Here is a 16,351-nt window from a genome sequence, read left to right as displayed (position 1 = left end):
CCGTCTGCGGTGTCAGCCGGTGAACCCGGCCGTGATCGAGGTGAACTGCCAGTTGCTCTGGCTGATGCCGGAGCAGTTGCTGGTCACGCCGCCGCCCGGGCACGGCCGGTCGCGGTTGACCGACCAGAACGCGAGCCGGGCGAGGTGCCGGGAGTTGGCCCAGTCGCGGATCTGCGTCCAGGTCGCCGGCGAGGTCAGCTCCTGCTGGTCGCTGAGCCCGTTCATGCCGGAGATGCCGATGTGCGCGTACGCCGTCGCGTCGTCCCAGCCGAAGGCCGACTTCAGCTTGTTCTTCAGCCCCTCGGTGGCGTTCACGGTGTTGCCGTACATGTCGGCGCCGCCGCCGAAGTCGAACGGCATGATCGTGAACACGTCGATATTGGCGTTGAGCGCCTTGGCCTGGTCGATCAGCCGGTTGCCCCAGTAGTTGGGGCCGGTGGTCGTGGTGCCGAAGGTGATGATCGTGCGCAGGCCCGGGTTGTTGGCCTTGACGATCTTCAGCGCGTTGAGGATCCGGTCCTGCACGGTCGCGTTCTCGAATTCGTCCGAATTCTCGATGTCGACGTCGATGGCCTTGAGCCCGTAGGCGTCGATCACCTTCTGGTACGCGCCCGCCAGTGCCTCGGCGGTGGAGCAGTTCGGCCCGAGCTTGTTGCCGCTCCAGCCGCCGATCGACGGGACGATGTCACCGCCCGCGGACCGGATCGAGTTGATCACCGTCTGGTCGTTGCCGCCGGTCAGCGGCCGGTTGCCGTCCCAGGCCGGGTTGCAGCCGCCGGAGGAGAGGATGAAGGCCATCGTGTACCACTTGATGCCGGTCGCGCTCATCACCGAGGTCGCGCTCGGCGGATCGCCCCAGCCGAGGTACAGATAGGGCGCGGCCTGCTTGAAGCCGCCGCCACCGCTGCCCGGATCGGTGGTCACGCTCACGGCGTTGGAGGCCGCCGAGACGTTCCCGGCCGCGTCCCGCGCCCGCACGGTGAAGGTGTAGCCGGTGCTCGGCGCCAGCCCGCCGACCGTGGCGGTCGTCCCGGAGACGCTCAGCACCTGGTTCGAACCGCTGTAGATGTCGTACGCGGTCACACCCACGTTGTCCGTCGAGGCGTTCCATGCCAGGGACACGCTGGAGGAGGACTTGCCGGTGGACTGCAGATTCGAGGGCGCCGTCGGTGCCTGGGTGTCCGAGCCGCCGCCGGGCCCGTCGAGGCTGATGTCGTCGGCGTAGTAGGTGCCCTGCGCGTACCAGCCGTGCGTGTAGACGGTGGCCGAGGTCTGTGTGGCGCCGGTGGTGAACGTCAGACTCAGCTGGCTGTACGCCGAGGGCGAGGTGGTCCAGGTCGAGGCGCCGCCGTCGACACCGAGGTAGACGTAGGAGCCGCGCACCCAGCCCGACAGGGTGTACGCGGTGTTCGGCCGGACGGTGACGGTCTGGCTGCACTTGGCGTTGTCGCTGGAACTCACCGCGCCTGCAAGGGCCTTGGTGCCGCTGTGCACGGGTGAGGAGACCACCGAGCCGAGGTTGCCGGTGCAGGACCAGGGGGAGAGGGAGCCCGACTCGAAGCCGGGGTTGGGCAGGATGTTGGCCGCGTGGGCCGTACCCGGAAGGGCGACGGCTCCGGTGACCGCGAGGGCGGCGGAGCCGAGCAGGGCCAGAAGACGACGTCTGGTGCGTCTGAGTGGGATGCGCACACGAACTCCCTGAAGGAATGGGGGGTGTTCGGGAGGTGGTGCAAGAGAGTGCGCATCCAGATTTGGTCTGGACCAATCAACCTGTCAAGAGTCTGTGCGTCGATTGGTCCATACCGGAGAGGGGATCTGCCGCTCAGAGGGGCAGTACCTGACCCGCCCTCACCTCGACGGAGGTGACCGGCGCGGGCACGGCGGGCAGAGCCTCCTCCATCCGCTGCTGCGGCAGGGAGACCCCGCGCAACGGCCGCGGCCCCGACACCACCGTGTAGTCCTGCCCGAGGAACGGCGGCACGATCTCCCCCGGGTCCTCCCCGAGCGCCAACTGCACGGCGGCCCAGGGCGCATTGACCCCGCACAGCGACAGCTGGTGCAGACCGCCCGCCGGCCGCGTGTTCACATCCATCAGCACCGGCCGGTCCCCGAGCATCCGGAACTGCACGTTGGACAGATAGTGCAGCCCGAATTCCTCGGCGAGCAGCCGCGCGGGCGCCAGCCACTGCTCTTGCAGCGTGAACCCGCGCCGCCGGCCGTTCTTGGTGCGGCCGATGGCCATCCGCACCCGGTTGTCCGGCCCGGTCAGGCAGTCCACCGACACCTCCGGCTGCTCCAGCCGCGGCATCACCAGCCAGTCGACCTCCTCCTCGGCCTCCTTCAGCGCCGCCAGGACCAGATCGAGCGGCACGTACGGGCTCGGGAATCCGTTGAGGTGCACGAGCGAGAAGGGGGCGCGCGTGATCACGCGGAAGCCCACCCCGCCCGCCCCGGACGCCGGCTTGAAGCACGCCTTGTGGCCGCGCGCCTCCAACTCCTCCACTGCGCCCACGAGTTCGTCGGCCGTCCGCACTCGCCACCACGGCGGAACCGGTACCCCGATCGCCTGGACCGCCTCGTAGGCGATCACCTTGTCGTGGAAGACGGACACCGCCTCCGGCGGCGGCGCCAGCAGCGCCGTACCGACCGCCTCGAACTCGGCGCGGTGCGCCACGACCGCCGCCTGGTGCAGCCGCGGCACGAACACGTCGATCCCGCGCCGCTGGCACTGGTCCAGGGCGTACTCCACGTAACCGGCCGGGGACAGCCCCTCCGGCTCCAGGTCCGCGGTGTCGGCGGCGGCCAGCACGGGCGAGTCGGCGTCCCCGTGGGTGGCATGGATCTCGACGGCCCGGTCGCTGGGATTTCGCCGCAGCTGATCCATGAAGAACACGTTCTCCGCGTACGTGCGGTTGAGCCAGACGCGTACGCGAGAGACCATGCAGGCCGCCTTTCACGGTTCGCGGGCACGGCGAAGCAGGCCGTGCCCGGCCAGGGTGATGGGAGGTACACCAAACCGCCCCGTGCGAAGGGAAGTTCATGGCGGTGGTGTTGGGGCGATCATACGGCCCCGCGGAGGGCCCGCGTGCAACATGCGTGTTACGGATTTTCCGATCATGCCCGTCCGGATCATGAGTCGCTGAAGTTCCGCACGGAATATGCCCGCGGCTCGGCGTGAAGCCGTCTTGAACCCGTACGGTGGTTGTGTTCTGGTGGTGCTTTCGGAGTGCGGAGGGGGACGAGAGGTGGCGTCGACGGTCGGCGGTGCCGGACAGCTGCTGGCCATCAGTGACCTGCACATCGGCTACGAGGAGAACCGCTCCCTCGTCGAGAAGATGCGGCCCGACTCCGACGACGACTGGCTTCTGGTCGCCGGCGACGTCGCGGAGACCGTGGCCGACATCCGCTGGGCGCTGGAAACCCTCGCAGGCCGGTTCAGCAAGGTCATCTGGGCCCCCGGCAACCACGAACTGTGGACCCACCCCCGCGACCCCGTCACCCTGCGCGGCGTCGCCCGCTACGACTACCTGGTCGGCCTGTGCCGGGACCTCGGTGTGACCACCCCCGAGGACCCCTACCCCCGCTGGGAGGGCCCCGGCGGCCCCGTCGTCGTCGCCCCGCTCTTCCTGCTGTACGACTACTCCTTCCTCCCGAAGGGCTGCGCGACAAAAGAGCAGGGCCTCGCCTACGCGCACAGCACCGGCATCGTGTGCAACGACGAGTACCTGCTGCACCCCGACCCGTACCCCACCCGCGAGGCCTGGTGCCGCGCCCGGGTCGCCGAGACCGAACGCCGTCTCGCCGCCCTCCCCGACGACCTGCCCACCGTCCTGGTCAACCACTACCCGCTCGACCGGCACCCCACGGAGATCCTGTGGTACCCGGAATTCGCCATGTGGTGCGGCACCGGGCTGACCGCGGACTGGCACACCAGGTTCCGCGCCGAGACCATGGTCTACGGCCACCTCCACATCCCGCGGACCACCTGGCACGACGGTGTCCGCTTCGAGGAGGTGTCGGTGGGATACCCGCGTGAGTGGCGCAAGCGCCCGGAACCGCCGGGACGGCTGCGTCGCATACTGCCCAGGGAGGTCGGGGCACCGTGATCGAGGAACTGCTGCCGGACTCGGTGGTGACGGTGGAGCTGTACGGGGACGAGGAACCCGGGCCCGCGCCGCTGTACCCCGAGGAGGCGGCCGTCGTGGCACAGGCGGTCGAGAAACGGCGCCGTGAGTTCGCCGCCGTACGCTCCTGCGCCCGCCGCGCCATGGAGAAGCTGGGCGTGCCCGCACAGCCCCTCCTGCCCGGCGACCGGGGCGCCCCGCGCTGGCCGGCCGGCCTGGCGGGCAGCATGACCCACTGCGACGGCTACTGCGCCGCGGCCGTGGTCCGCGCCACCGACCTGGCCTCCCTCGGCATCGACGCCGAACCCAACGAGCCGCTCCCCGACGGTGTGCTCGCCGCCGTGTCCCTGCCCGGCGAGCAGCAGCGCATCCGCGCCCTGACCGACGACCGCCCCGACGTCCGCTGGGACCGGCTGCTGTTCAGCGCCAAGGAGTCCGTCTACAAGGCGTGGTTCCCCCTGACCGGACAGTGGCTGGAGTTCACCGAGGCCGACATCGAGCTCGCCGCCGACCCCGGTGACCGCCCGAGCGGCACCTTTCGCGCCACACTTCTCGTCCCCGGCCCCCTGCTCGGCGACGGCCGGCGCCTCGGCCACTTCGACGGCCGCTGGACGGTCGGCCGAGGGCTGGTGGCGTCCGTGGTCACGGTCCCGCACCCCTGACCCCCGTCAGGGCTCCGGGCACCAGCTCTGCAGCAGCCGGAAGAACGCCTCCTCGTTGCCCGTGAGCCCGGCGGCCGCCAGCGCCTGCTCGGCCTCCGCGAGCACCGAGGGCGGCACGACGGGTGGTCGTCCCTCTCCCGGCGGGCCACCCGCGGCATCGAAAGCGGCCCGCACCGTGTGCAGCAGCCGTAGATAGGCCTGGACGGCGGTGCGCTCACGGTCGGTCAGAACGGCGGTGGGCATCGGTCGGCTCTCCCCAAAGTCGGCGTCGTCTCCCGCCCCGCAAGTCAGGGCGCATCTCCAGCTTGCCGTCCACCACTGACAATCGGGCCCGCCCAGTCCCCGGTTCGCCCGCTTAGCGGAGGTGAAACCTGGCCGAAATCCCTTGGGGGAAGGCACCTCTACGCTGGAGTGACAGGCTTTCGGCCGCGATCGCGCGGCCCCGGCATCAGGAGGCGAGCGCGTGGTCGACGTCCCCCGCCGGCGCCCGGTGCGCGCCGTACGGCTGCGTCCCGTGGGCGACGGAGAACTGGAGCTGCGGTACCGCGTCGTGCACGGTTACCGGCGCGCCTTCCGCATGGCCGGCGAGGGCCCGGCGCTGGTGCTCATCCACGGCATCGGGGACTCCTCGGCGACCTGGGCGGAGCTGATCCCCGACCTCGCCCGCACCCACACCGTCATCGCCCCCGACCTGCTCGGCCACGGCGCCTCCGACAAGCCGCGCGCCGACTACTCCGTCGCCGCGTACGCCAACGGAGTGCGCGATCTCCTCACCACTCTCGGCATCGAGTCCGCCACTCTCGTCGGCCACTCGCTCGGCGGGGGAGTGGCCATGCAGTTCGCCTACCAGTTCCCCGAACGCACCGAACGGCTCATCCTCGTGAGCGCCGGCGGTGTCGGCCGCGAGGTCAACCCCGTCCTGCGGCTGGTCTCCGTGCCCGGCGCCCACCTGCTGCTGTCCGCGCTGCGCCTGCCCGGCATGCGATACCAACTCGGCCTGACCGTAGGCCTGATGAAGCTCCTCGACACCGACCTGGGCCAGGACGCGCCGGAACTGCTCACCCTCGTCGACGCGCTCCCCGACGAGACCGCCCGCAACGCCTTCATCCGCACCCTGCGCGCGGTCGTCGACTGGCGCGGACAGGTCGTGACCATGCTCGACCGCTGCTATCTGACCGAGGGCATGCCCACCATGCTGCTCTGGGGCGACCGGGACAGCGTCGTACCGGTACGGCACGCCTTCGGCGCGCACGAGGCGATGCCCGGAAGCCGGCTGGAGATCTTCGAGGGCGCCGGCCACTTCCCCTTCCACACCGACCCCGGCCGCTTCGTCGCCCTGGTCGAGGAGTTCACGGCGACGACAGCACCTGCGGACTGGAGCCGAGAGCACTGGCGCGACCTGCTGAAGGAGGGCCGCCAGGACACACCTCGCAACCGTGCGGTGGAACGGGATCTACGCGAAGCGAGCGAACGCAGCGCTACGTGAAGGAGTCAGGCCTGCGAGCCCCGGTACCCCAGTGACGCCTCGATCCTGCCCGCCAGGCGGTCGCGCTGGACCGGGGTGCGTTGCGAGGAACCCGCCAGCCAGGTGCGGCACTTGCTGGCCAGGAGGAGGCCGAAGCTCTCGGCCTCCTGCTCGTCGGCCTGGTCGAAGCGGCTGCGGGCGGCCACCTTGCGCACCGTCGCCTCCAGGTCGGCGTCGTCCCGCAGCAGCCGGGCGGCGACGGCCGCGCCCGCGACGTGATGGCCGCAGTGCCCGGCCTTCATGTGCCACAGTTCGTGGCCGAGGATCACCAACTGGTGGTCGGGGGCGGTGCGCTCCTCGATGACGACGAGATCCTGGTCGCGCATGTCCAGCCACAGCCCGCTGGCCGTGCCGACCGGGAAGGCCGCCGTACGGAAGTGGACGGGCCGACCGCGCCGTCTGGCCATCGATCCGCACAGTGCGCCGTAGAGGTCCGCGGGCGGCACCGGGCCGGGAAGCTCCAGCTCTCCGACCAACTCGCCGCACAGGCGGTGCATTTCCCTTCGGATGCTCACAGTTCTCCCCCGGGTCACGACTCGGGCCGCTTGACGCTCTCCAGGAGCATGTCCAGCCACTCGGCGACCTTGTCGCGGTGCTGGTCGGTGGGCAGTTGCGCGGCCCGCCAGGCGATCCCGCGCACGCCGTGGTCCTGCAGCAGCCGCTCCAGCGGGTCCTCGGCGGACGCGGCCGCCTCCCGCTCCGCGAGTTGCTGGAGGAGTTCCTGTTCGGTGCGCTGGAGGGCGCCCGCGAGCGCCTCGGGGTCCTCGGCGGTGAGGAAACCGGCGTGCACACGGAAGAAGCGCTGGATGGCGTCGCAGTGCTCCATCGTGGGCCGCCGGTCGCCGTTGATGAGCGCGCCGGCCTGCTGGCGCGACATGCCGGCCCCGTCGGCGATCTCCTGCTGGGTGTACTTGCGCCCGTTGGGCTTCAGCCGCGTGCGGCGCAGCAGGTCCAGCCGTTGCAGGAAGCGGGCCTGGATGTCGGGCTCACCCGCCGGGCGGCCGCTGAGCAGGGCCTTGACCACGGGTTCGGGGACACCGGAGGCGACGGACAGACGGCCGGTGTCGAAGACCTCGGCGTGCGGTACGCCGAGCCGGTCGGCGAGTGCGGTCACGCGAGCGACCACGGCCGGCAGTGCCGCCGTGCCCGTGGCGCCCGGACCTTCGAAGCCACCCGTCACCGACAGAACTCCTACGTCTCTCACAAGCGATTGCCGTGAACTTCCCGGAGAGTAACCGGTGGTTCGAACTCACATCCAGGTCTCGCCACAACTGTGGCCAATTTCAGCCGTCAACCGGCATGAAATGCCACGATAGTTGACACCGGTTGTGCCGGGGCATCAGGATCGGGGCGCCGCGTCAAGGCCGCACAGGCAAGAGGGGTGACCTCCGGATGGCACATCAGGCAGGAGGGCAGCGATCGGAACTGCGGTCCGTCCCCGAGAGTCCCGAGGCCCAGGGATACCTCCAGGACTACGCCACCCTTCTGGAGGCCGTGCCCTTCCCGTCCGTCGTGCTCGACCACCGCTGGGACGTGATCCTGGCCAACACCGCTTTCGCGTCACTTTTCCGGGGCGTCGGACCGCATCCGACGGCCATGCCGGGTGACAACTTCCTCAGGTTCGTCCTGTTCCACCCCGATGCGGGCACCGTCCTCGGCGAGCACGAGTCGAGCTGGTGCCTGCCGATGCTGGCCCACTTCGCGGCCGCCGTGGAGCGCCACGGCCACGACCACGGACTCCAGGCCATCCGCCGGGACATCGCCCAGGACCCGATCATGGAGGCGGCCTACCGGCACGGCCTGCCGCACTGGATCCGCACCGTGGGCGAGCAGGCCGTGGCGCACGACGGCGCGGTCCGCCCGCTGCTCCACCCGGACCCGCGCTGGGGCGCCACCGACTGCCGGATCGTCGAGGAGACCCCCGCCACCCTCAAGGAGATGGGCTACCGACGGATGACGCTGGTGCTGCGCGACGCGCGGCGTCCGGCGCCCGCCGCGCGCCGGGCGGTGCGCCCGCGCCGTACGGCGACCCACCTCAGCGTGGTGCCCGCCCCCGAAGCCTGACCGGGGCACCGCCGGCGTTCAGGTCGCCGACGGCGCCCCGTCACGGACACTCAGCCGGCGTGCTCGCGCATCCACGCCTCCACCTCGTCGGCCGAGCGCGGCAGCCCCGCCGACAGGTTCTCGTGGCCGTCCTCCGTCACCAGCAGATCGTCCTCGATCCGGACGCCGATGCCGCGCCACTCCTCGGGCACCGTCAGGTCGTCGGGCTGGAAGTACAGGCCGGGCTCGACGGTGAGCACCATGCCCGGCTCCAGCACGCCGTCCACGTAGTCCTCGTTGCGGGCCGTCGCGCAGTCGTGGACGTCGAGACCGAGCATGTGGCCGGTGCCGGCCATGGTGAACCTGCGCTGCAGGCCCAGCTCGTACGCCCGCTCCACCGGGCCCTCGACGAAGCCCCACTCCACCAGCCGTTCGGTCATCGACCGCTGCGCCGCCTCGTGGAAGTCCCGGTAGTGGGCGCCGGGCTTGACCGCGGCCATTCCGGCCTCCTGAGCGGCGTACACGGCGTCGTAGACCTTGCGCTGGACCGGGCTGAACGTGCCGCTGACGGGGAGCGTGCGGGTGACGTCGGCGGTGTAGAGGGTGCGGGTCTCCACGCCCGCGTCCAGCAGGAGGAGGTCGCCGGGGCGGACCGGGCCGTCGTTGTCGGTCCAGTGCATGATCGTGGCGTGCTCGCCGGCGGCGCAGATGGAGCCGTAGCCGACGCTGTTGCCCTCGACGCGGGCCCGGCGGTAGAAGGTGCCCTCGATCCACCGCTCCGAGGTGGCCATGGCCTGCGACAACTCCCGTACGACATCGGTGAATCCGCGCACCGTGGAGTCCGTCGCGCGGCGCATTTCGCCGATTTCCCATTCGTCCTTGACGAGTCGCAGGGCGGAGACGGCCTCTTCGAGTTCGTCGTCCCGCTCCCGGTCGGTGTCGAGCGCCGCATCCAGGGCGGGGTCGATGCCACGGATGATCCGGGTGGGCGCGGCGGGGGAGTCGTTGAGGTCCTGCGCGATCGTCCGTATGTCGCGGCACGGCAGGCCGAGCACCCGTTCCGCCTCGGCGAGCGTGGGGCGGCGGCCCATCCACAGCTCGGCGGTGTAGCCGGCCCAGAACTCGTCGCTGTCCCGGCTGTCGCGGGGGAGCTGGTAGCAGTGTGCGTCGTGGCCGCCGTCGGGGCGGGGCTCCAGCACCAGGGCGCCGTCGCGGGCCTGATCGCCCGTGAGGTGGACATAGCCGGAGTACGGGCGGAAGGGGTAAGGGTCGTCGTTCGAGCGGATCTTGAGGCCTCCGGACGGCACGACCAGCCGCTCGCCCGGGAAGCGGGCGGAGAGCGCGGCGCGCCGGCGCGCGGCGTAGGGCGCCTGCTCGGTCGGCGTCAGGTCCTTGCGCTCGGTGTCGGCCCATCCCGTGCGCATCCAGGCGGACAGCTCGTCGGAGATTCCTGAGTAGAGACTGTTCTTTCGGCCCTTGGCCACGTCGGACACCTTCTTCTGTTGATGACGGCGGGCGCGGTGGCGTTCCCCCGAACAGAAGTATGTGACATAGTACTGACGTGAGCAAGCGACTGACCTGTGACGTCGTGGTTGTCGGCGCCGGGATGGTGGGAGCGGCCTGCGCCTTGTACGGGGCGCGGGCGGGCCTCGACGTGATCATCGTCGACCGCGGCCCGGTGGCCGGCGGTACGACCGGTGCCGGGGAGGGCAACCTCCTCGTCTCCGACAAGGGACCCGGCCCGGAACTGGACCTTGCGCTCCTTTCGGGCCGCCTCTGGGCCGACCTGGCCGACGAGTTCGGCGGGGTCGTCGAGTACGAGGCCAAGGGCGGCGTCGTCGTCGCCTCGACCGCGGAGGGGCTCACGGCCCTGGAGCGGTTCGCCGAGGCGCAGCGCGCCGCGGGGGTCGTCGCCGAGACCGTCGTGGGCGAGGGGCTGTACGGCCTCGAACCCCACCTCACCCCCGGGCTGCCCGGCGGTGTGCTCTACCCGCAGGACTGCCAGGTCATGCCCGCCCTGGCCGCCGCGCACCTCGTACGGGCATCCGGCGCCCGCCTGTTCACCGGGTGGACCGTGACCGGCGTACTGCGCGCGGCGGACGGTTCGGTGCGCGGTGTCCGCACGGACCGCGGGGACATCCACGCCCCGGCGGTGGTCAACGCGGCCGGTACATGGGGCGCCGAACTGGCCGCACTCGCGGGAACCCGCCTCCCGGTCCGCCCGCGACGCGGCTTCGTCCTCGTCACCGAGCCTCTGCCGCGCAAGGTGCGGCACAAGGTGTACGCCGCCGACTATGTGGCCGACGTGGCCAGCGACTCGGCCGCGCTCCAGACCTCGCCGGTCGTCGAAGGGACGCCCGCGGGGCCGGTGCTGATCGGCGCGAGCCGGGAACGGGTGGGCTTCGACCGGTCGTTCTCGCTGCCGGTCGTGCGCGCTCTGGCGGCCGGTGCGACCCGGCTGTTCCCGTTCCTGGCGGAGGTGCGGGCCATGCGCGCGTACCTCGGCTTCCGGCCGTATCTGCCCGACCACCTGCCCGCCATCGGTCCCGATCCGCGCGTCCCCGGTCTCCACCACGCCTGCGGGCACGAGGGCGCCGGCATCGGACTCGCCACCGGCACCGGCCACTTGATCGCACAGGTGCTGACCGCGAAGACCCCCGACCAGGACCTGGCGCCGTTCCGCCCGGACCGGTTCCCCGCAGACGAGGAGACCGTGTGAGAACCCCACTGAGCCTCGCCGACGCCCGGCCGGGCCCGCCGTTCACCGTCACCCTCGACGGGCGGGAGATCGCGGCGCTGCCCGGCCAGACCGTCGCCGCCGCCCTCTGGGCGGCCGGGGTCACCTCCTGGCGCAGCACGCGCGGAGAGGGCCGCCCGCGCGGCGTCTTCTGCGGGATCGGCGTCTGCTTCGACTGCCTGGTCACCGTCAACGGCCGTCCCAATCAACGGGCTTGCCTGGTGCCATTGCACCCCGGTGACGCGATCCGTACGCAGGAAGGGACGGGGCGCGATGACTGAGCGACCGCATCTCGCCGTGATCGGCGCTGGCCCGGCGGGCCTCGCCGCGACGGTCGCCGCCGCGGCCCACGGCGTACGGGTCACCTTGCTCGACGCCGCCGCGGAGGCGGGCGGGCAGTTCTACCGGCAGCCGGCGAGCGCACTGCGCGCCGGGCGCCCGCAGGCCCTGCACCACCAGTGGAGCACCTGGGAACGTCTCCGGGACGGCCTGCGCGCACACGTACAGGCAGGCTCGGTACGGCACTTGACGGACCATCATGTGTGGTTCGTCGAGCGGGAGTCCGACCGCTTCACCGTGCATGCCCTCCTCGGCCCCGAGCAGGAGGAGCCCGTCGAGGTGCGCGCCGACGCCGTCCTCCTCGCCACCGGCGGCTACGAGAAGGTGCTGCCGTTCCCCGGCTGGACCCTCCCCGGCGTCGTCACCGCGGGCGGCGCCCAGGCCATGCTCAAGGGCGCCCTCGCGGTCTCCGGACGCACCGCCGTCGTCGCCGGGACCGGGCCGCTGCTGCTGCCCGTGGCCACCGGTCTCGCGGCGGCCGGTGTCGAGGTCGCCGCGCTGGTGGAGTCGGCGGATCCCAAGGCGTTCGTACGACGCTCCCGCGCCCTCGCGGCCCAGCCCGGCAAGGTCGCCGAAGGCGCTGGGTACGCGGCCCAGTTGCTGCGCCGGCGGGTGCGTACGTTCGTCCGGCACACCCTCGTCGAGGCGCATGGTGGCGAGCGGCTGGAGGCCGTGACCGTGGCCGCCCTCGACGGCGACGGCCGGGTCCGGCCCGGCACCGAGCGCCGTATCGCCTGCGACACCCTCGCCGTCGGCCACGGCATGCTGCCGCACACCGATCTCGCCGAGACCCTCGGCTGCCGCCTCGACGGCATGGACGTCCACGTCGACGACGAACAGCGCACCGACGTCCCCGGCGTCTGGGCCGCGGGCGAGACCACCGGCATCGGCGGCTCGGCCCTGTCCCTGGCCGAGGGACACATTGGGGGCCGGTCGGCCGCGGCCCGCCTGAACGGCACCGAGCCCGACCCCGCCGGGTGGACGGCCGCCGCGCGGACCCGTACCCGGCTGCGGGCGTTCTCCGCCGCGCTCGACAGCGTCTACGCGCCGCCCGCGCACTGGACCGAGCAGGTCACCGACGACACCGTCGTCTGCCGTTGCGAGGAGGTCACCGGCGGGGCGATCCGCGAGGCCGTCGAGGAGCTGGGTGCCGGGGACGTTCGCACTGTGAAGCTGCTGACGCGGGCCGGGATGGGCTGGTGCCAGGGGCGGGTGTGCGGGCCCGCGGTCGCGGGGCTCGCCGGGTGCGAGCTCACGCCGTCGCGGCGGCCCTTCGCGCGGCCCGTACCGCTCGGTGTACTGGCGCAGGCGGGGCAGCACACCCCATAGTCACCACCAGCGCGCATGGCCGCCGTCAGGCCATTCATCAGTAATATGTCACACGCTATCGAGAAGGACATTCACATGACCGCCACCCACAGCACCCCCTGGCGCGGCGTCCTCGTCGCCACCGCCCTGCCGCTCAACGACGACCTCTCCGTGAACTACGACAAGTACGCCGAGCACTGCGCCTGGCTCGTCGAGAACGGCTGCGACGGCGTCGTGCCGAACGGCTCGCTCGGCGAGTACCAGGTCCTCACCCCCGAGGAGCGCACCAAGGTCGTCGAGACGGCCGTCGCCGCCATCGGCGGGCAGCGGGTGATGCCCGGAGTCGCCGCCTACGGCTCCGCCGAGGCCCGCCGCTGGGCCGAGCAGGCCCGGGACGCGGGCTGCGCCTCGGTGATGCTGCTGCCGCCCAACGCCTACCGCGCCGACGAGCGGTCAGTCCTCGCCCACTACGCCGAGGTCGCACAGGCGGGCATCCCGGTCGTCGCCTACAACAACCCGATCGACACCAAGGTCGACCTGGTCCCGGAGCTGCTCGCCAAGCTGCACGGCGAGGGCTGCATCCACGCCGTCAAGGAGTTCTCCGGCGACGTCCGCCGCGCCTACCAGCTCGCCGAGCTCGCCCCCGGCCTCGACCTGCTGATCGGCGCCGACGACGTCCTGCTGGAGCTGGCGGTCGCCGGCGCCAAGGGCTGGGTGGCCGGCTACCCGAACGCGCTGCCCGCCGCGTCCGTCGAGTTGTACCGTGCCGCGGTCGGCGGCGACCTCGGCACCGCCAAGAAGCTGTACGAGCAGCTGCACCCGCTGCTGCGCTGGGACTCCAAGGTCGAGTTCGTGCAGGCCATCAAGATGTCCATGGACATCGTCGGCCGGCACGGCGGCCCCGTGCGCCCGCCGCGCGTCCCGCTGCTGCCCGAGCAGGAGGCGGCCGTCCGCGCCGCCACCGAGAAGGCCGTCGCCGCCGGGCTCGCGTAACCGCCCCCTCCCTCACCCCTCCCGATCCGGATCATCAGGAGCGTCATGCGCAGCAAACTCGTCCTGCACGCCGTCGACTCGCACACCGAGGGCATGCCCACCCGCGTGATCACCGGCGGCATCGGAGCGATCCCCGGCGCGACCATGAACGAGCGGCGCCTGTACTTCCGTGAGCACCGCGACGACATCAAGCAGCTCCTGATGAACGAGCCGCGCGGCCACTCCGCGATGAGCGGCGCCATCCTCCAGCCGCCGACCCGCCCCGACTGCGACTGGGGCGTGATCTACATCGAGGTCTCCGGCTATCTGCCGATGTGCGGGCACGGCACGATCGGTGTGGCCACCGTGCTGGTGGAGACGGGCATGGTCGAGGTCGTCGAACCGGTCACCACCATCCGGCTCGACACCCCGGCGGGCCTCGTCGTCGCCGAGGTGGCGGTGGAGGACGGGGCGGCGAAGAACGTCACCCTGAAGAACGTGCCGTCCTTCTCCGTCGGCCTCGACCGCAAGATCACACTCGCCGGTGGGCGCACGGTGACATACGACATGGCATACGGCGGCAACTTCTACGCCATCCTTCCGCTGGAGGAGTTCGGGCTGCCCTTCGACCGTGCCCGCAAGGACGACATCCTCAAGGCGGGCCTGTCCCTGATGGAAGCGATCAACGCGGAGGAGGAGCCCGTCCACCCCGAGGACCCCTCCATCCGCGGCTGCCACCACGTCCATCTGATCGCTCCCGGCGCCACCGCCCGCCACTCCCGGCACGCCATGGCGATCCACCCCGGCTGGTTCGACCGCTCACCCTGCGGCACCGGCACCAGCGCGCGCATGGCCCAGCTGCACGCCCGCGGCGAACTCCCCCTGAACACCGAGTTCGTCAACGAGTCCTTCATCGGGACCCGGTTCACCGGCCGGCTCCTCGGCACCACCGAGGTCGCCGGCCGCCCCGCCGTCCTGCCCAGCTTCACCGGCCGCGCCTGGGTCACCGGCACCGCCCAGTACCTGCTCGATCCGGCCGATCCCTTTCCGGCGGGGTTCGTCCTGTAGCCGCCCGGCGGCTCAGGGATAATGGCCGGTGACGCGTGACATTGCATTGCACCAGCTAGGAGACCTTCCATGGCCGCCCAGTCCGTCGGCGCCCCATCCGCCGCTGCTCCTGCCCTGCCCAGCCTGGGCGGCAAGAAGCGCAGCTACCGCGAGCGGGTCGCCGACGCCCTGCGGGCCGCGCTGATCGCCGGCGAGCTGCGCCCGGGCGAGGTCTACTCGGCGCCGACGCTCGCCGCCCGCTTCGGCGTCTCGGCGACGCCGGTGCGCGAGGCCATGCTGGACCTGGCCAAGGAGGGGCTGGTCGACACCGTTCCCAACAAGGGGTTCCGGGTCACGGTCGTCTCCGAGAAGCAGCTCGACGAGTACAAGCACGTCCGCGCGCTGATCGAGATCCCGACCGTGGTGGAGCTGGCCGGGACCGCCGACGCCGTCTCCCTGGAGGCGCTGCGCCCGGCCGCCCGGGAGATCGTGCAGGCCGCGGTGGCCGGTGACCTCATCGCGTACGTGGAGGCCGACACCCGCTTCCACCTCGGCCTGCTCGCTTTGGCCGGCAATGCCCACCTCGTCGAGGTCGTCGGCGACCTGCGCAAGCGTTCCCGGCTCTACGGCCTGACCGCCCTGGTGGAGGCGGGCCGTCTGATCTCCTCCGCCGAGGAGCATCTGGAACTGCTCGACGCGCTGCTGGCCCGGGACGAGCGGGCGGTGCGCGAGGTCATGACCCGCCACCTCGGTCACGTCCGGGGGCTGTGGGCCGCGCGCTAGGCGACTTCAATCGAGTGGGGGCGTGTCCGACTTCGTGACCGGTGCCCCGCGCTTCGCCGCCTGGATCTGCTCGTACACATGGGTCCGCAGCTCGGCGAAGCGCGGGGCCACACGGGTGTGCAACTGGTCCCGCTCGGCGGGGAGGTCGACCTTCAGCTGCTCCTGGACGACCGTGGGGGAGGCGGACAGGACGACGACCCGCTCGCCGAGGTACACGGCCTCGTCGATGTCATGGGTGACGAACAGGATGGTGATGCCCCGCTCCCGCCACAGCCGCCGTACGAGGTCCTCCAGGTCGGCGCGGGTCTGTGCGTCGACCGCCGCGAACGGCTCGTCCATCAGCAGCACCCGGGGCTCGTAGGCCAGCGCGCGGGCGATGGCCACCCGCTGCTGCATTCCGCCGGACAGCTGCCAGGGGTAGGCCCCCACGGCGTCCGCGAGCCCCACCGAGTCCAGCGCGTCCCGGACCAGTTCCCGCCGCGCAGCCTTGGTCAAGTCCTTCTGTTTCAGCGGCAGTTCGACGTTCTCGCCGACCCGCATCCAGGGGAACAGGCTCCGCCCGTACTCCTGGAAGACGAACGCCATCCCGGGCGGCGGACCGGTCACCTTCCGTCCCTCCAGCAGCACTTCGCCGCCCGTCGGCGCCAGCAGGCCGCCCATGCACTTCAGCAGGGTCGTCTTGCCGCAGCCCGACGGGCCGACCAGGCAGACCAGTTCGCCCGCCTCGACGGTGAACGTCAGGTCGCGCACCGCCTCCACGCGCCGCCCCGATCCCTCGTACACCTTCTTCAGGCCGCGTACGTCGAGCATG

17 protein-coding genes are annotated in these 16,351 nt (G+C 71.6%); 10 read left to right on the top strand and 7 right to left on the bottom strand.

The window, feature by feature from the left end:
* Nucleotides 1-12: 12 nt before the first annotated feature.
* Together AB0Q90_RS21150 and AB0Q90_RS21145 are read right to left on the bottom strand one after the other, a co-directional pair.
* A complete protein-coding gene (locus AB0Q90_RS21150; RefSeq protein ID WP_363159932.1) occupies nucleotides 13-1,689 on the bottom strand; it encodes a carbohydrate binding domain-containing protein in 1,677 nt (558 codons plus the stop codon).
* 133 nt (nucleotides 1,690-1,822) lie between these two features.
* The gene (locus AB0Q90_RS21145; RefSeq protein ID WP_363159933.1) at nucleotides 1,823-2,941 is read right to left on the bottom strand and encodes an ATP-grasp domain-containing protein; all 1,119 of its coding nucleotides are present in this window, start codon (nucleotides 2,939-2,941) and stop codon (nucleotides 1,823-1,825) included.
* A gap of 304 nt (nucleotides 2,942-3,245) precedes the next feature.
* Between AB0Q90_RS21145 and AB0Q90_RS21140 the strand changes: the two genes are divergently transcribed.
* Nucleotides 3,246-4,106 carry a metallophosphoesterase gene (locus tag AB0Q90_RS21140; protein WP_363159934.1) on the top strand — a complete coding sequence of 287 codons (861 nt, stop codon included), beginning with the start codon at nucleotides 3,246-3,248 and terminating at the stop codon, nucleotides 4,104-4,106.
* Nucleotides 4,103-4,786: a 4'-phosphopantetheinyl transferase superfamily protein gene (locus AB0Q90_RS21135; RefSeq protein ID WP_363159935.1), complete on the top strand. Its 684-nt coding sequence runs from the start codon at nucleotides 4,103-4,105 to the stop codon at nucleotides 4,784-4,786. The genes AB0Q90_RS21140 and AB0Q90_RS21135 overlap by 4 nt, the downstream gene beginning before the upstream one ends.
* A gap of 6 nt (nucleotides 4,787-4,792) precedes the next feature.
* Here the strand turns inward: AB0Q90_RS21135 and AB0Q90_RS21130 are convergent, their stop codons facing one another.
* The gene (locus tag AB0Q90_RS21130) at nucleotides 4,793-5,029 is read right to left on the bottom strand and encodes a hypothetical protein (RefSeq protein ID WP_363159936.1); all 237 of its coding nucleotides are present in this window, start codon (nucleotides 5,027-5,029) and stop codon (nucleotides 4,793-4,795) included.
* Between the two features lie 220 nt (nucleotides 5,030-5,249).
* Here AB0Q90_RS21130 and AB0Q90_RS21125 point away from each other — a divergent pair, with 220 nt between their 5' ends.
* Nucleotides 5,250-6,272: an alpha/beta hydrolase gene (locus AB0Q90_RS21125; RefSeq protein ID WP_363159937.1), complete on the top strand. Its 1,023-nt coding sequence runs from the start codon at nucleotides 5,250-5,252 to the stop codon at nucleotides 6,270-6,272.
* Nucleotides 6,273-6,277: 5 nt separating this feature from the next.
* Here AB0Q90_RS21125 and AB0Q90_RS21120 read toward each other — a convergent pair whose 3' ends face one another.
* A complete protein-coding gene (locus tag AB0Q90_RS21120; protein ID WP_363160084.1) occupies nucleotides 6,278-6,808 on the bottom strand; it encodes a toxin-antitoxin system, toxin component in 531 nt (176 codons plus the stop codon).
* A gap of 32 nt (nucleotides 6,809-6,840) precedes the next feature.
* Nucleotides 6,841-7,491, bottom strand: a complete 651-nt coding sequence (locus AB0Q90_RS21115; protein WP_363159938.1) for a helix-turn-helix transcriptional regulator — start codon at nucleotides 7,489-7,491, stop codon at nucleotides 6,841-6,843.
* A gap of 212 nt (nucleotides 7,492-7,703) precedes the next feature.
* On the opposite strand from AB0Q90_RS21115, the gene AB0Q90_RS21110 reads away from it, so the two are divergent.
* On the top strand, nucleotides 7,704-8,375 hold the full coding sequence (locus tag AB0Q90_RS21110; protein WP_363159939.1) for a hypothetical protein: 672 nt from the start codon (nucleotides 7,704-7,706) through the stop codon (nucleotides 8,373-8,375).
* Between the two features lie 50 nt (nucleotides 8,376-8,425).
* Here AB0Q90_RS21110 and AB0Q90_RS21105 read toward each other — a convergent pair whose 3' ends face one another.
* Nucleotides 8,426-9,838 carry an aminopeptidase P family protein gene (locus AB0Q90_RS21105; RefSeq protein WP_363159940.1) on the bottom strand — a complete coding sequence of 471 codons (1,413 nt, stop codon included), beginning with the start codon at nucleotides 9,836-9,838 and terminating at the stop codon, nucleotides 8,426-8,428.
* Between the two features lie 77 nt (nucleotides 9,839-9,915).
* Between AB0Q90_RS21105 and AB0Q90_RS21100 the strand changes: the two genes are divergently transcribed.
* The 6 genes from AB0Q90_RS21100 (at nucleotide 9,916) to AB0Q90_RS21075 (ending at nucleotide 15,540) form a co-directional block, all read left to right on the top strand.
* A complete protein-coding gene (locus AB0Q90_RS21100) occupies nucleotides 9,916-11,073 on the top strand; it encodes an FAD-binding oxidoreductase (protein WP_363159941.1) in 1,158 nt (385 codons plus the stop codon).
* Complete coding sequence (locus tag AB0Q90_RS21095; protein WP_363159942.1) at nucleotides 11,070-11,372, top strand: (2Fe-2S)-binding protein; 303 nt, start codon at nucleotides 11,070-11,072, stop codon at nucleotides 11,370-11,372. Before AB0Q90_RS21100 ends, AB0Q90_RS21095 begins: the two co-directional genes overlap by 4 nt.
* Nucleotides 11,365-12,759, top strand: a complete 1,395-nt coding sequence (locus tag AB0Q90_RS21090; RefSeq protein WP_363159943.1) for an NAD(P)/FAD-dependent oxidoreductase — start codon at nucleotides 11,365-11,367, stop codon at nucleotides 12,757-12,759. Before AB0Q90_RS21095 ends, AB0Q90_RS21090 begins: the two co-directional genes overlap by 8 nt.
* 75 nt (nucleotides 12,760-12,834) lie before the next feature.
* A complete protein-coding gene (locus tag AB0Q90_RS21085) occupies nucleotides 12,835-13,731 on the top strand; it encodes a dihydrodipicolinate synthase family protein (RefSeq protein WP_363159944.1) in 897 nt (298 codons plus the stop codon).
* Between the two features lie 45 nt (nucleotides 13,732-13,776).
* Nucleotides 13,777-14,778 (top strand): proline racemase family protein, encoded by a 1,002-nt coding sequence (locus AB0Q90_RS21080; RefSeq protein WP_363159945.1) that lies wholly within the window; start codon nucleotides 13,777-13,779, stop codon nucleotides 14,776-14,778.
* A 69-nt stretch (nucleotides 14,779-14,847) separates the two neighbouring features.
* Nucleotides 14,848-15,540 carry a GntR family transcriptional regulator gene (locus AB0Q90_RS21075; protein WP_363159946.1) on the top strand — a complete coding sequence of 231 codons (693 nt, stop codon included), beginning with the start codon at nucleotides 14,848-14,850 and terminating at the stop codon, nucleotides 15,538-15,540.
* A gap of 6 nt (nucleotides 15,541-15,546) precedes the next feature.
* On the opposite strand, the gene AB0Q90_RS21070 is transcribed toward AB0Q90_RS21075, so the two are convergent.
* Complete coding sequence (locus tag AB0Q90_RS21070; protein WP_363159947.1) at nucleotides 15,547-16,350, bottom strand: ABC transporter ATP-binding protein; 804 nt, start codon at nucleotides 16,348-16,350, stop codon at nucleotides 15,547-15,549.
* Between the last annotated feature and the right edge of the window lies 1 nt (nucleotide 16,351).

It is taken from the genome of Streptomyces sp. NPDC079141, assembly GCF_040686775.1.
Taxonomy (GTDB): domain Bacteria; phylum Actinomycetota; class Actinomycetes; order Streptomycetales; family Streptomycetaceae; genus Streptomyces.
This window is presented reverse-complemented; position numbering and strand designations above follow the sequence as displayed.